13 protein-coding genes and 1 pseudogene are annotated in these 14,155 nt (G+C 41.1%); 6 read left to right on the top strand and 8 right to left on the bottom strand.

Annotated elements, in window-relative coordinates:
* Positions 1 to 3,531, top strand: a 3,531-nt coding sequence (locus tag V7K61_RS10555) for a CHAT domain-containing tetratricopeptide repeat protein (RefSeq protein ID WP_335053286.1), incomplete at its 5' end; no start/stop codon positions are given.
* Here V7K61_RS10555 and V7K61_RS10560 read toward each other — a convergent pair.
* Positions 3,528 to 3,908 carry a hypothetical protein gene (locus tag V7K61_RS10560; protein ID WP_335053287.1) on the bottom strand — a complete coding sequence of 127 codons (381 nt, stop codon included), beginning with the start codon at positions 3,906 to 3,908 and terminating at the stop codon, positions 3,528 to 3,530. The two genes, V7K61_RS10555 and V7K61_RS10560, sit on opposite strands and share 4 nt — an antisense overlap.
* A gap of 141 nt (positions 3,909 to 4,049) precedes the next feature.
* On the opposite strand from V7K61_RS10560, the gene V7K61_RS10565 reads away from it, so the two are divergent.
* A complete protein-coding gene (locus V7K61_RS10565; protein ID WP_335053288.1) occupies positions 4,050 to 4,259 on the top strand; it encodes a toxin-antitoxin system, antitoxin component, Xre family protein in 210 nt (69 codons plus the stop codon).
* Positions 4,246 to 4,584, top strand: coding sequence for a type II toxin-antitoxin system PemK/MazF family toxin (locus tag V7K61_RS10570; protein WP_335053289.1), 339 nt, complete (start codon positions 4,246 to 4,248; stop codon positions 4,582 to 4,584). The genes V7K61_RS10565 and V7K61_RS10570 overlap by 14 nt, the downstream gene beginning before the upstream one ends.
* Positions 4,585 to 4,638: 54 nt before the next feature.
* On the opposite strand, the pseudogene V7K61_RS10575 reads toward V7K61_RS10570, so the two are convergent.
* The 4 genes and pseudogenes from V7K61_RS10575 to V7K61_RS10590 all read right to left on the bottom strand — a co-directional run.
* A pseudogene (locus tag V7K61_RS10575) lies at positions 4,639 to 4,755 on the bottom strand (M42 family peptidase); the annotation flags it as partial.
* Complete coding sequence (locus V7K61_RS10580) at positions 4,712 to 4,849, bottom strand: hypothetical protein (RefSeq protein ID WP_335053290.1); 138 nt, start codon at positions 4,847 to 4,849, stop codon at positions 4,712 to 4,714. The pseudogene V7K61_RS10575 and the gene V7K61_RS10580, both read right to left, overlap by 44 nt.
* Positions 4,850 to 4,903: 54 nt before the next feature.
* A complete protein-coding gene (locus V7K61_RS10585; protein WP_335053291.1) occupies positions 4,904 to 5,932 on the bottom strand; it encodes an SGNH/GDSL hydrolase family protein in 1,029 nt (342 codons plus the stop codon).
* Between the two features lie 316 nt (positions 5,933 to 6,248).
* Positions 6,249 to 7,643: an S-layer homology domain-containing protein gene (locus V7K61_RS10590; RefSeq protein ID WP_335053292.1), complete on the bottom strand. Its 1,395-nt coding sequence runs from the start codon at positions 7,641 to 7,643 to the stop codon at positions 6,249 to 6,251.
* A 1,533-nt stretch (positions 7,644 to 9,176) separates the two neighbouring features.
* Here V7K61_RS10590 and V7K61_RS10595 point away from each other — a divergent pair.
* The gene (locus V7K61_RS10595; RefSeq protein WP_335053293.1) at positions 9,177 to 10,382 is read left to right on the top strand and encodes a histidine kinase; all 1,206 of its coding nucleotides are present in this window, start codon (positions 9,177 to 9,179) and stop codon (positions 10,380 to 10,382) included.
* A gap of 47 nt (positions 10,383 to 10,429) precedes the next feature.
* Here V7K61_RS10595 and V7K61_RS10600 read toward each other — a convergent pair whose 3' ends face one another.
* Positions 10,430 to 11,455, bottom strand: a complete 1,026-nt coding sequence (locus V7K61_RS10600) for a PleD family two-component system response regulator (RefSeq protein ID WP_335053323.1) — start codon at positions 11,453 to 11,455, stop codon at positions 10,430 to 10,432.
* A gap of 645 nt (positions 11,456 to 12,100) precedes the next feature.
* On the opposite strand from V7K61_RS10600, the gene V7K61_RS10605 reads away from it, so the two are divergent.
* Positions 12,101 to 12,361, top strand: a complete 261-nt coding sequence (locus V7K61_RS10605) for a chlororespiratory reduction protein 7 (RefSeq protein ID WP_335053294.1) — start codon at positions 12,101 to 12,103, stop codon at positions 12,359 to 12,361.
* A 33-nt stretch (positions 12,362 to 12,394) separates the two neighbouring features.
* Here V7K61_RS10605 and V7K61_RS10610 read toward each other — a convergent pair whose 3' ends face one another.
* A complete protein-coding gene (locus tag V7K61_RS10610) occupies positions 12,395 to 12,964 on the bottom strand; it encodes a DUF2854 domain-containing protein (RefSeq protein WP_335053295.1) in 570 nt (189 codons plus the stop codon).
* A gap of 397 nt (positions 12,965 to 13,361) precedes the next feature.
* Here V7K61_RS10610 and V7K61_RS10615 point away from each other — a divergent pair, with 397 nt between their 5' ends.
* A complete protein-coding gene (locus V7K61_RS10615; protein WP_335053296.1) occupies positions 13,362 to 13,535 on the top strand; it encodes a hypothetical protein in 174 nt (57 codons plus the stop codon).
* A gap of 130 nt (positions 13,536 to 13,665) precedes the next feature.
* On the opposite strand, the gene V7K61_RS10620 is transcribed toward V7K61_RS10615, so the two are convergent.
* Complete coding sequence (locus tag V7K61_RS10620) at positions 13,666 to 14,082, bottom strand: response regulator (RefSeq protein WP_335053297.1); 417 nt, start codon at positions 14,080 to 14,082, stop codon at positions 13,666 to 13,668.
* Between the last annotated feature and the right edge of the window lie 73 nt (positions 14,083 to 14,155).

Consider the following 14,155-nt stretch of genomic DNA (forward strand, 5'->3'; position numbering starts at 1 on the left):
TACACCAGAGAAGCTTTGCCTCAAGCTTGGGCAATGACCCAAAATAATCTCGCTGCTGCCTATAGGGATAGAATAAAAGGAGACAGGGCAGATAACATCGAAATTGCGATCGCTGCTTATACTGCTGCTTTAAAAGTCTACACCAGAGAAGCTTTGCCTCAAGCTTGGGCAATGACCCAAAATAATCTCGCTGCTGCCTATAGGGATAGAATAAAAGGAGACAGGGCAGATAATATCGAAATTGCGATCGCTGCTGCTACTGCTGCTTTAACCGTCAGAACCAAAGAAGCTTTGCCTATTAATTGGGCAGCAACACAAAATAATCTCGGACTTGCCTACAGGGGTAGAATAAAAGGAGACAGGGCAGATAACATCGAAAATGCCATCGCTGCTTATACTGCTGCTTTAACTGTCACAACCAGAGAAGCTTTGCCTATTGATTGGGCAGCAACACAAAATAATCTCGGACTTGCCTACAGCAATAGAATAAAAGGAGACAGGGCAGATAACATCGAAATTGCCATCGCTGCTTATACTGCTGCTTTAACTGTCACAACCAGAGAAGCTTTGCCTATTGATTGGGCAGAAACGCAAAATAATCTCGCTGCTGCCTACAGCGATAGAATTAAAGGAGACAGGGCAGATAACATCGAAAATGCCATCGCTGCTTATACTGCTGCTTTAACTGTCAGAACCAAAGAAGCTTTTCCTGTTGATTGGGCAATGACCCAAAATAATCTCGCAAATGCCTACAGCTATAGAATAAAAGGAGACTGGGCAGATAACATCGAAAATGCCATCGCTGCTTATACTGCTGCTTTAACTGTCAGAACCAAAGAAGCTTTGCCTACTGATTGGGCAGAAACGCAAAATAATCTCGCTGCTGCCTACAGCGATAGAATTAAAGGAGACAGGGCAGATAACATCGAAAATGCCATCGCTACTTATACAGCTGCTTTAACTGTCACAACCAAAGAAGCTTTGCCTATTGATTGGGCAACAACGCAAAATAATCTCGCAAATGCCTACAGGGATAGAATAAAAGGAGACAGGGCAGATAACATCGAAAATGCCATCGCTGCTTATACTGCTGCTTTAACTGTCAGAACCAAAGAAGCTTTGCCTATTGATTGGGCAATAACCCAAAATAATCTCGCTATTGCCTACAGGAATAGAATAAAAGGAGACAGGGCAGATAACATCGAAAATGCTATCGCTGCTTGTACTGCTGCTTTAACCATCTACACCAGAGAAACTTTGCCTCAACAATGGGCAATGACCCAAAATAATCTCGCAAATGCCTACAGCTATAGAATAAAAGGAGACAGGGCAGATAACATCGAAAATGCCATCGCTGCTTGTACTGCTGCTTTAAAAGTCTACACCAAAGAAGCTTTACCTATTGAATGGGCAACAACCCAAAATAGTCTCGCTGCTGCCTACAGCGATAGAATAAAAGGAGACAGGGCAGATAACATCGAAAATGCCATCGCTGCTTATACTACTGCTTTAACTGTCAGAACGAAAGAAGCTTTGCCTATTGATTGGGCAACAACGCAAAATAATCTTGCAAATGCCTACAGCTATAGAATAAAAGGAGACAGGGCAGATAACATCGAAATTGCCATCGCTGCTTATACTGCTGCTTTAACTGTCACAACCAGAGAAGCTTTGCCTATTGATTGGGCAGAAACGCAAAATAATCTTGCAAATGCCTACAGCTATAGAATAAAAGGAGACAGGGCAGATAACATCGAAAATGCCATTACTGCTTTTACTGCTGCTTTAACCATCTACACCAGAGAAACTTTGCCTCAACAATGGGCAGAAACTTTGTTCGCACTGGGAATTACTTACCAAGACGCAAACAAGTTTGACTTGGCATATAGTAATTTTAAGTCTGCCATTGACACAGTAGAATCTTTACGAGAAGAAATAGTATCTGGCGAAGAAAGCAAACGCAAACAAGCGGAAAAGTTTAACAGAGTTTATACCTGCATGATAAAAGTTTGCTTACAATTAAATAAGACTACCGAAGCAATTGAATATGTTGAACGTAGTAAAACCCGCAATTTAGTTGAACAAATTCTTGAACGTGACTCTAAAACCATCTTCCCTCCAGAAGTATTCACTCAATTAGAAAAATACAGGGATGAAATAGCCACAGGACAATATCAAATCCAAAATGGCAAAGCTAAAAATCCCAAAGTCCTTGCACAACATCTCCAACAGTTGCGAAAGCAGCGTAATGAATTACAAAACCAATACTTACCTGTTGGTTATGGTTTCAAATTCGACTCCTTCCAAGATTCTTTAGATGAGCATACAGCCATTATCGAGTGGTATATTCTCAACGATAAAATTCTGGCTTTTATTGTCACAAAAACAGGAGAGATAACAGTTTGGCAATCCCAACCAGAAGACCAACAAGCTTTGTATGATTGGGTAAATCAATATTTGCAGAATTACTACGGTCAAAAAGACCAATGGCAAAATAACTTAGGGCAAGCACTCAAAGAATTAGCTTCGATTCTGCACATTGATGAAATATTAACCCAGATACCAAAGCACTGCGATAAACTCATCTTAATTCCCCATCGATTCCTGCATTTATTCCCCCTTCATGCAATTCCAGTAAATCAAAATTATGAAAATTCGTCTTGTCTTCTGGATTTATTTGCTGGTGGTGTCAGCTATGCACCCAGTTGTCAACTATTGCAACAGGTACAACAGCGACAACGCCCTGATTTTCAATCTCTATTTGCAATTCAAAATCCTACAGAAGACCTGAATTACACCGATTTAGAAGTACAAGTTATTCAAAGCTACTTTAATACTTCCAACGTTTTGAAAAAAACAGCAGCGACACTCACAGCAATTAATAATACTGACTTAAACACTTACCACTGCACCCACTTTAGCTGTCACGGGTATTTTAACTTAACAAATCCCGGTAATTCAGCCTTAATTTTGGCAAATGCACCCGTCGCTGACGCACCGACAAAACCCGACTCTGAACGTTATCTGAATTTACGAGCAGGGGAAACCCACGATTTAAAAAAATGCCTTACTCTAGATAAAATCTTCAGTCTAAAATTAGATAAATGTCGCCTCGTCACCCTTTCCGCTTGCGAAACTGGATTGATTGATTTTAACAATACCAGTGATGAATACATTGGTTTACCTAGCGGTTTTCTGTTAGCTGGGAGTAAAGCTGTAGTCAGTAGTTTGTGGACTGTCAGCGATTTATCTACAGCATTTTTGATGATGAAATTTTATGAAAACCTGCAAACAATAAATACTGTCTCCTTAGCACTCAATCAAGCACAGCAGTGGTTACGAAATTTAACAACAGAGGAATTTGAAGCACTATTAGTTAAATATCATCTACAAATTGAAGAAATTTTTGCTCAAATTCCAGAAGACACGCGTCCAATAGCAAGAGCAATATTAAGAAGAACCTGCAAACGTAAATCCCACCCTTTTGCAGCACCATTTTACTGGGCAGGATTTACAGCTACAGGGCTTTAAGATTCAGGTTTGGCAGTTTCACAAAACTTCTTCACGCCGATTTTGGCAACATAAATTACTACTGGAGTTGCCAGGGCTACGGGAATATTACCACTGGCTGCTAAGGTGGCGATCGCAGCTGTCAATACTCCCGTCATCAACTCGTCAAATTCTTCCTCACAAATGATTTTGCTGAGTTTTTGGGCTAAATTGTCTAAATAATTTGAATCTCCTCTCAAGCTGACTTCTATATCGGTTGTCTCAACAGCAATTAATTGTGCTGCTGCTTCCAGATTTCCTTTACACTCTTCTATGGCATCCAAAGCTGCTAAAGCCTCTGGACTATCCACCAACTGGCTGCGAAACTGAGTAATTTCCTCTGGTGTAACGGTAATCATTTAATAGTTTTAACCCGTAAATAAATATATGAAGCATTCAGGGATTATACAATTAGCGATCGCCTTGAGCCTAGAAACAACCAAAAACTATAATGAATGCATAAAGCAACCAATACAGGCAAGGTTAGGAGAATCTAAATAATGCAGGCTGATAGCATTTTAGAGCAAAGGTTACTTCAAAAAATTCGCCAGCTACCTCCCGAAAAAGTTTTGCTAGTTGAAGATTTTATTGATTCTTTGGATCGGCAAAATACAGACCATAGCCTTACCTTTGCAGCAGCAAAACTTTCTGAACCAGTTCTGCTCAAAATCTGGGATAACCCTGATGATGCAGAATATGACAAACTATGAATTTGGTGATGTTGTTTTAGTGCCGTTTCCCTTTACTGACCAGACTACGACTAAAAAACGTCCAGCAGTAGTTGTGAGTTCTAATAGCTATCAACGCGATCGTTCGGATTTAATATTGATAGCGATTACCAGTCAAGCAAATCCAGCAACTTCCTTTGGTGAAATCACAATTGCTGGATGGCGAGTAGCTGGTCTTCTCAAACCTTCAATTATTAAACCAGTTTTGACTACTATAGATAAAGGGCTAGTGATTAAAAAGTTAGGGCAACTTCAGGAACCAGACCTTCAGGCTTTGCAAAACCTTTTTCTGGCTATTTTGGGTTGATATGCGTAGTTTACCGCCGTAGGCATCGCTCCTTCCAGTAAAAGCCTGAAAGTATCACCCAAACTCACTTTCGCAGAAAGCTGTTAACAAATTGATACAATTAGCGATCGCTCCTAAATGAGCAATTTCATATCCATGAGTATTTTGGGTAGGAAATGCCAAACAAGCAGCACACTACGCACCAGACTTCCATACCCAGCGCCGCAAATCGTTGCATCAACAACTGGTTAATCTCGGCTTCTACACCACTCGGAGAATGGTGCATAGCTAATTCTTCAAGTATTTCCAATATAGCGATCGCAATCTCACATCAATTAATTTAGTTTTTAACTGTTATATGAGAAAATTGTGCATCGATAACCCGACCTGCTGACCTTTTTTGTTGACGCTTCAGTACTCCTACCGCACCAAAAGCACCAAGGGCTAAAATCCCCAAGTTTATCGAAGGTTCCGGGACAGACTTAGCCTCAATCGCCGCCAGTGCAGTATCCGCTATCACCTTATGAGCAGCAGTCGTTGGGTGGAAACCGTCCCAGACGAGAAACTTGTTGTCACCTGGTTTACATATATCTGGTCTAGATAGACAAGACTCGCTTACATTCGTAAAACCTAATGCACTTGCCTGATTAAATAAAGAATAAGTATCAACAGAGATGATGTTGAAATTCGGGTTTTGATTCAAAGCGTTCACAGTTTGTGCTAAACCCAAGTTAAACTCACTAGTCGATTGACTGAGGGTTGTAGGGTTGCGATCGTTGATTTTAGCTGCTGGTAGCTGTCCCAAATCTGGCAAGTTAAACACCAAAATATTTTTTGCGCCGACTCCTACCAGAGTATTCAACGCCAGGGATATATTACTGATTGGCGTCTTCGAGTCTTCCGGGTTCAGAAAAAAGAAATCATTAGCACCTCCCCACAATGTGTAAAGTGCATCTGGGTCAGCAGTTTGATTATTTGCTTGCAGAGTTCCAGCAAAACCAAGGACTTGTTTGAGTACTCCCGGTAAATTTTGATTAGGAACGACAGCGTTATCTAAACCAGAGCTAGCACCACCGAAAGCGAAGTTTATCCCTTGAGTAGGAGGTGTAGAAGGAATAGTAGTCAATAAAGTGGGCTTTAATCCTAGCTGATCTCCGAGATAATCTATCCAGATCGGCCCATCGGAAAAACGTCCATCAAAGTTAGGTGGGCTTGCAGGGTATGTTTTACCCGTAGCATTATATATATTGCCTGTATCAGAAAGACTATCGCCAAATACATAAAGCCGATCAAAACTCGCAGCCAAAGCTTTGGTCGGCAACATGAAAGAGAATAGAACAAATCCTGCTGCTACAGCTTGTTTTTTCATATTTGTTTTACCTGTGGTCTTTTTAACTTGTTTAAAAGCAATGAAAGGGCGATAATTTCACAACTTACTCTTTTGAGATACTTCAAAATTAAGTACGTCTATTGAGTAATTTACGTTGTTTCACTTAACTATGCCTCAAAAATTTATGAAACACAGGTAAAAACCCTTAAAACACTGATATTCACATTTTCTTGATGAAAAATAGGTATATTACAAAGAAATAGCAAAAATTTTGTACTAAAGGGCGGAATTGCCCACTTTTATGATATTGCTGGGCTAACGGCAACTAAATCAGGTACACGTCGTAGACATAGCTTTAACTTTGCTTTAGTTTCAAAGCCTCAGTAGCCGAAATACCCTCACCCTGACTACCGAAATACCACAAAGCCGTAGCAGCCTCAGCACGAGTTACTGATTTTTTGGGTTGAAACAGAGTCGTATAACCAAACACCCGTCGAATATTCGATTGTTCGCCATTCTGGTAATCAGCCAATACTGCTCTTAAAGCCTTGGGGTCAATTCTCGCTGCGTCTTGGAAACCCCAGGTTTGTTTGACCGTATCTAAGTTAGCAGAGGGTAAAGCTTGACGAGTATCTAGGGGTAATTTCCACAGCAGCAACTGTTCCCGCGTTAGAGGTGCATCAGGACGAAACAAAACGACTGTAGAATCTCCAGACAAAGGACTGGGAATTAATCCAGCTTCGGCTAATCCCTGAATTGCTGGAAAATCAGGATCTTTTGCTGACACATCACTAAAAGCTGGTTGAGTACTTTCTGATGCCAAACGAATCTGTTTAGCTGGATTGTTGGTATATACAGCATTGTTAGCAGCGATTAGCCAACGGGCATATTCCCGATGTGTAACGATTTTACCGGGTTCAAACTGATTAGTTGTGGTCGTGGAGTTGCTCTTAGTTGTTTTTGCTTCTATAGATAAAACACCTAATGCAGCCAAGTCTTGGATATGTTGCCGCCATTCTTGTGGTGCCTTATTCAGATCGTTGAATACCTGAGATTTAAGGGTGGCTGTAGGGATTGTTTGGTTATTACCTGTGCTTGGTGGCTGTGCTGCCAAGTTCGTGGGTGGTATTGGGCCAATGAACTGTGAATTTCCCGGTTGAGGAACGGCGTTAGTAGTTTCGTTAGGATTTGTAGTTGAAGTAGGTTGTGCTGTTGCAGTACTATTCGGTACGTAATCAATCAGTAATTCAGTGGCTGTTTGGGGTTGATTAGGTGTGGCGTTAGTAACTGATTTGGGCTGAATGGAAACCTTCAACAGCAAATCGTTGCGACGTGCTTCAAAAGCGCCTCCCGCGTCATCTGTCGGCTGTTGTAAAATCTGCCAGTTATTTGTTTGAAACTGGCTGCGATAAAAACTAGCAATAAAATTACTGGGGTCAGAACTTAACCAACGAGTTGAGATTTTGTTTTCTGAGCCGCTAGCAGGTGTAACTTCCTGTAGCTTGGCATTGGAATATAAAGGGATATCTTTAGGAAAATCAGCTGGTAACTGAACAGTTGATTCGTTTTGCTGTGCTTGCGGTTGGTTACTCTGAGATTCCCCAAAGACAACTGGATTGCTTTGCAGTTTCGGATCTGCCGCCAAAGATTCCTCAAGGTTTTTGGCGACTGGACTATTAGCACAGGCTGTTAACGAAGTGAGTATAACAGCCCAAATTAGAAATACAGCTGGACGTTTACAGGGAAGCACAGGAAATCACAGATTGAGTTTCAATTCCTACCCTAGCGCAGACTGTCCATTAAATGGGAATGGGGCATGGGACATGGTTATTCTCCTTTATTCCCCTGCTCTCCTCTGACTCTCTATAATCACCAAAAGACACTACCGACTTACTACGTCTTCTTCCTAAATGTCTATGTTGGTGATGATATCTCCAAAAATGAGTAAACGGTAGCAAAAGCTACCGTATTGTCTTCGTTTTACAGCCATTAGGTTTTGATAATTCCTATGCTTATTTATAGAGTTCCCTAAAATTCTGAAAAACTAACATTTTTGAGAAAAAACATAAATAAATCTGAAATCCTTGCTAGATAAGAGTTTTATGAGTTGAAAGTTCGTAGTAAAGAATTTAGTCTTTAGATGAGGACTCGATCCACCGATTACAAACCGCTCGATACTTGATTGTGAACCAATTTTTCAGATAGTTATCTAAACATCCAAGTTGTAGAGCAGATAACTGATTGATAACTGGTCAAAAAACAGTTTAGCTAGCAAAAGCTGGAATCTACTTCCAGATGCACTAGTTATAATGCCATAGCCAAGCAACTGGAAGTGATAGACTAGGAATAAAGCCCCCCTTAGCCTCACCCAAAGAGGGGAATAGCTCGAGTTCATTAATACTGGCTGAAAACCGATTCTGGAAATTATTCATCTGACGATGGTAAGGTGAGTAAGGGAATCTCTGGAAAATGCCAGTGTTAAACAATTGCAGGAAATTAGCGTAAGTTCGTTCTTGTTGGCGATTAGGGTAAATAGGTAAAGCAGTCAAGAGTCGCAGCAGTTTCCCTAGTATTTCTAAATTGATTTTCTGGAGAAAGTGTCACTTGTGCTGTAGTCAAGGGTTTCTTGACAGCCTCGAAAGCAGTGAGTGCTTCCTCTAAAAGTGCGCGATCGCCTCTATGTTATCCAAAACTTTCCCTCAATCAACCCATCCCCTGTTATTCTGGGATAGGGCTGTGGTTCTTTTAGGAAAGCTGGAAGGTGCGCTTCGCAAGTTATAGAAGTAGTACATAGTTAGCTATGGCTGTTTTTCCCAATCCTAGTTAATGATTGGCTTGAGGCAAAAAAGACACTTCATCAAATGCACTGGCGGTTGAAAAAAACCTCTACAAACTTGGTCTGAACAGTTAACAGCTTCCTGATAGATTAGATACAATTAGCATCTGTGTTTTCTTGGGCGATCGCTTGCTTAAAGCGAGTACTCAAATTGACATGGTGCTGCACTAGCCGATTTGACATACCATTAAACCTTTCACCTCCTGGCTCTGGGAAAAATTTTTGATTCAGGGCAAATTAAGACTTATATTCAAGGGGCTTGGGTGTTTCTTGGAGATGAAGTTAACCAAACGGGAGCAAAAGGCTGAATCAGATATGTCTGATGTCAAAAACGCAGATCGGATAGGAGTATGAAAATCTAAAATAGATATTAAGAAGAAAAAACAACTACCATCGACAACCGTCAGTCCTTTTTACTTTCTGTAAAGCGTCACCGGGTTGTTACCAGTGCTGAAACACGATTACATGCAAGTTTCCCAGGATCAGCCTATTTATTCTGAAGCTCCACTCCAGCTGTTACTGTTTGTCGATGGACGCCCCAAGTCCCGTCAACAGGTGCAGCGAATCCGTGCTTACTTAAAAGAATTGCAGGCTGAGTATAGTTTTGAACTTCAAACTATTGATGTTGGACAACAACCTTACTTAGCAGAACACTTTAAATTGGTAGCAACGCCAGCTTTAATCAAAATTCACCCGGAACCACGACAGGTTTTGGCTGGGAGTAATATCATAGCGCAATTGAAAAACTGGTGGCCTCGCTGGCAAGCCGCTGTAGACGCCTATTTGAAATTACAGGAAGACTTACAAGAACGGATAGACGATACTGCTAGAGTGACATCACCCAAATCCACTATCCGTTCAGTTGCTGTTTCTGCCGAACTCATCCGACTCTCAGACGAAATTTTTCGCTTAAAACAAGAAAAAGATAACCTCCAAGAGCAGCTACAGTTTAAAGATCGGGTGATTGCGATGCTGGCGCACGATCTCCGCAATCCCCTAACTGCTGCCGCGATCGCCATCGAAACTCTCCAATCTAACTACAATTTAGAGACAGGCCAATTTCAGCGCCTCAAACCATCCTTGACAGCGCATCTATTAAAACAAGCCCGGAATCAAACTAAGATCATCGATCGGATGATTACCGACCTTTTGCAGGTAGGTCGCGGCAAAGATACTGAGTTTCCAATTCTACCACAAAAGCTGCAACTAGGTAAACTGTGCTTAGATGTACTAGAAGAATTGTGCGATCGCTACACCGCCAAATCCCAAGAGGTCGAAACAGATATTCCCAATGACTTACCTTATGTATATGCTGACCCAGAACGTATCCGGCAAGTGCTAGTGAATCTGTTGGATAATGCCATCAAATACACCCCAGAAGGTGGCAAGATTAGCATCGCCGGATTGCACCGCACTACCCAAAAAGTTCAGTTTAGTATTGGCGATACTGGGCCTGGTATTCCTGTAGAGAATCGCGATCGCATCTTTGAAAACCACTTCCGCCTGCAACGGGATGAAGGTACAGAAGGTTACGGCATTGGCCTTTGTCTATGCCAACGCATCGTCCTGGCACATTATGGCCAAATTTGGGTGGATTCCGCCCCCAATAACGGAGCATGGTTCCACTTCACATTGCCAGTTTATCCTTCTTAGGTATTGGGTATATTGACCAATGACCAATGACTAATGACTAATGACAATTAAGAACTTGAGATAAAGCGATCGCGTCCCCCGGCCTTTGCTTGGTAGAGTGCTTTATCTGCCCGCACAATCAAATCGGAAGGTGAGGATTCCCAAGTGGGGACAACAGTCGCTATGCCCATACTGAGGGTGACGTGCTGACTCACCGCAGAATCGTCATGAACAATTTGCAAATCTTTGATTCCCGCTTGTATTGCTGCGGCAACGTGAAGTGCGCCAGATGCAGGGGTATATGGCATAATCACAGCAAATTCTTCGCCACCATAACGCGCTACTAAATCCTGATGTTTTTGTGCCTTAAGGCTTAAGACAGCACCCACCTTTTGTAAACAGACATCCCCTGCCGGATGGCCATATTTATCGTTATAAAATTTAAAAAAGTCGATATCACACAAAATCATTGACAAGGGAAATCCCTCTTGTGCGAGATTAATCCATTGAGTATTGAGATAATCGTCAAAGCGGCGACGATTAGCCAACTCAGTTAAGCCATCTACATTGGCGAGGTGCTGCAAAGCTTGGTTTGCAGCCTCTAACTGTTTGTAAACCTGCGCTTGATGTACCAGTTCGCGCAACCGATGGCGCAATACAGCGAAGTTAATTGGCTTAGTGATGTAATCAGTCGCCCCTACTCTAAAAGCCTCGTTTACGGATTCTTCATCATCCAAGCATGTGATCATTAATATGGGAGTGCGCTCCCACATCTTCGAGATCACAGTATTGTTAAGGGCCGAGTCAGTATCAAAGGTTGCAACGGCTGATTTTCTATTATTCCTGGCAATTTGGCGCAACTCCTTACAGCAGGTAAAGCCATCCATCACAGGCATTACAGCATCTAGCAAAACTATATCCGGTTTGATAGTATCGTAAGCATCTAAACATTGCTTACCATCATTGACCTCGACCACTCGATAACCGTCTTGTTCCATTGCTTTACGCAACAATACTCGGATGGTTTTGTCATCATCAGCCACTAGAATCAGTGGTGGTTGCTTAGAAACAGTAAATGGGCTTATGCCTGACATGAGTTGCCTTCCACTTGCGGGACTATCCTGAAAAAGGCTGTGCAACTCAATCGCATGGGGGCGATCGCTATTTTCATCAATGCCAGGATTTGCGGCAAAGGCGTGTCTGGCTTCACAATCAACTGTTTTTTGACAATGGACTGCCCAATGTTGTTGGGCCAAGCAAGCGGTAGATAAATAAGTTGCATAGACAATCTGTAATTGGAACACGAAGGCAATTGCTGCCTTTTTGTTCAGCGATGGTTATGGGAGAAAATGTTACTTTTATATTTCCCTATTGTTAAAGTCAAATTACGATTTTTTTGAGAATTATAAATACACACCCTAATTATTTAGTTATGTAGTTAGTTTGTAAACCTAGTGAGACAAGGAAAAGCAATTGCCAAAGTACCCTCAGAAGATAGCTAATACTAAATACTAATATCACCTGACTGAAATTTATTTAGTCTATCCGACAAGGCTTGCTGAGGTTTAGTATAATTACATAAGATTGAGATAAAACTTAGTGCAAAACTTTATTTTCAAGTGACTTCATAACCATTTCTTTCTAGCCAAAAACCACTCAGAACTCAAGTTGATTACACAAACAAGCAAAAGTTCTTACAAAAACCATCCAAACCTATTGAAATTCGCTAAATCTTTAAAATGCCAGACTCATTAATGTACCAGCAGGATCATTTTGTTGTTCTAGAAACAAATCAACCAGAACAATTTATGACACCATCAGAGCTATTAGAAAAGCTCAAAATAACTCTTCAACAACTCATAATTCAAGATTTACCGCCTGACTTGCAAAAGTTTGATACTGTGGAAACTCAAGCCCAATATTTAATTGACACTAGTTGCGAATTAGATATTGGGCCTGGGCAATATTTACAGTGGTACGCAGTTCGTTTAGAAAAGTAACTTTTTGGTAAATGCTTAAGATTTTGCTCTTAACTACTGACTGGTGACTAGTGATTCTTTTTGAATATTGATTAGCGCTAGCTCAATTGTATTTTCAGATGGCTGCGTTATTTGAATTTCCAATCCAGGACCAAAATAATTGGTCATTTTTTCATGCTTTTTTTGCCACACATCAATTGGTATTAACGGTGAATCAAATTCTAAAATTAGGGCATAGCTCCCATCAACTTCTGTTTCTCGTAACCCTGTGACTGTTGGCCGTTCCTGGTCATTGGGACTCAAACCCAAAAAAGAAAGTGTTGTATCTAGATGAGCATCTTGACCGTAGCAATATCGGGTGATGTCTTTGCGAATTTTATTTTGCGTATCAGTTGCTTGCTGCTGGCGCAGTATCAATGCTGATGGTGACGTAGTTTGGGTAAATGGTACTGGCTTAAGTTCATTAGCTTTTAGTGCCAGCCCTCCCAATAATAGAGGAATCCCGTAAAAAAATCCGACAAGATTGAGTGTGGCATTATTATCAGCATAGGCGACGAAGCCAATGATGGTTAATATGCCACCGATAGTTAGACCGAGTGTTCCTAAAGAGATTTGGCGTAGCATGAGCTTAAATTAGTATAAAGTCTGAATACCTTAGTTTTATTATCATCGGCTATGAGCAACAAATTAGGAAAGAACATCGTCTCCAGGCGCTAGTATTCAACATTGCCATATTAAGGTAAACCGCACACCAGTTGCTAAAGAGCCGGAAGGCAACACACCAAGAGCCAACAAGTCAGGCATTTTTGCCCAAAGCACTAGCTTCGTTTAAACGAGACTTTACCCACTTTTGTCTTTGTGATTTTCAAACACTTAATTTTTCCTTAGTCTACTATTTGCGCAGCATCTCGTAGGGAAGGCAGGTAGCTTTAAGTTGACTACTAACGGCGTATAGTGTGCCAAAATATTAGATTTTGAGTTAACTTTAAATTTAAAGGTAGTTAAAGATAGGAAAAAAATAATGGATTTACAGACTATAAAAGAACGAATTGTCGCAGTTCAAAGTAAACGCGATTACCTATTAAGCTTACTGGAGCAACCAAACCTGGGAACTTTGAGAATTGATGTAAATCAGGCTTTGGAAGAACTGGATGAACTAATTGATGAATTTAAACGCACCATTCCGGTAGAGTAGAAAGTTATCAAAAATTACGTCGGTTCAACCTCAACTTCAGGCTAGACCGACGTTCTTCAGTAGTATCATGTCTTCAAATCCCCAGAATTGAACTAAGCCTGAGTTGGCGAAGCAATAATCACTGCATTATTTATCCTGCCACTGAATCATCTCCTGCACGCTGACCTAGCTGCCTAACCAAGGCAATAAGTTCGCTTGTAGGCACATCTTTCTTGCAAACGTCATCAAAGCTAGACATTGCCTTTGTCCCGTGAAAATTTACGTCTTCCACTGAGGAGTAAGCAAGTATCTGGGTGTTCGGAGATATAGCTTTAATGTGACTGGACGCACTCCAGCCATCCATGACTGGCATCTGTAAATCTAGAACAATTACGTCAGGATGGCAACGTTTAACCATTTCTATAGCTTCTTCACCATTACTGGCTAAACCTACTACTTGAATATTTTCCTGGCAAGAAAAAACCAATTGTAAGGTTAAACGAGTCAGTTCGTGGTCATCAACTACTAAAACACGCAAGGTAGAAAGCTCGCAGGATAACATTAACATTGAGGGGAAAGACAAATTTATTCAGAATAACCTCTCCAGTTTATGAGAACAAGTGCCAGCATTGACTCTATCC

The sequence above is a fragment of the Nostoc sp. genome, from assembly GCF_036918015.1.
In the GTDB taxonomy this organism is placed as follows: domain Bacteria; phylum Cyanobacteriota; class Cyanobacteriia; order Cyanobacteriales; family Nostocaceae; genus Nostoc.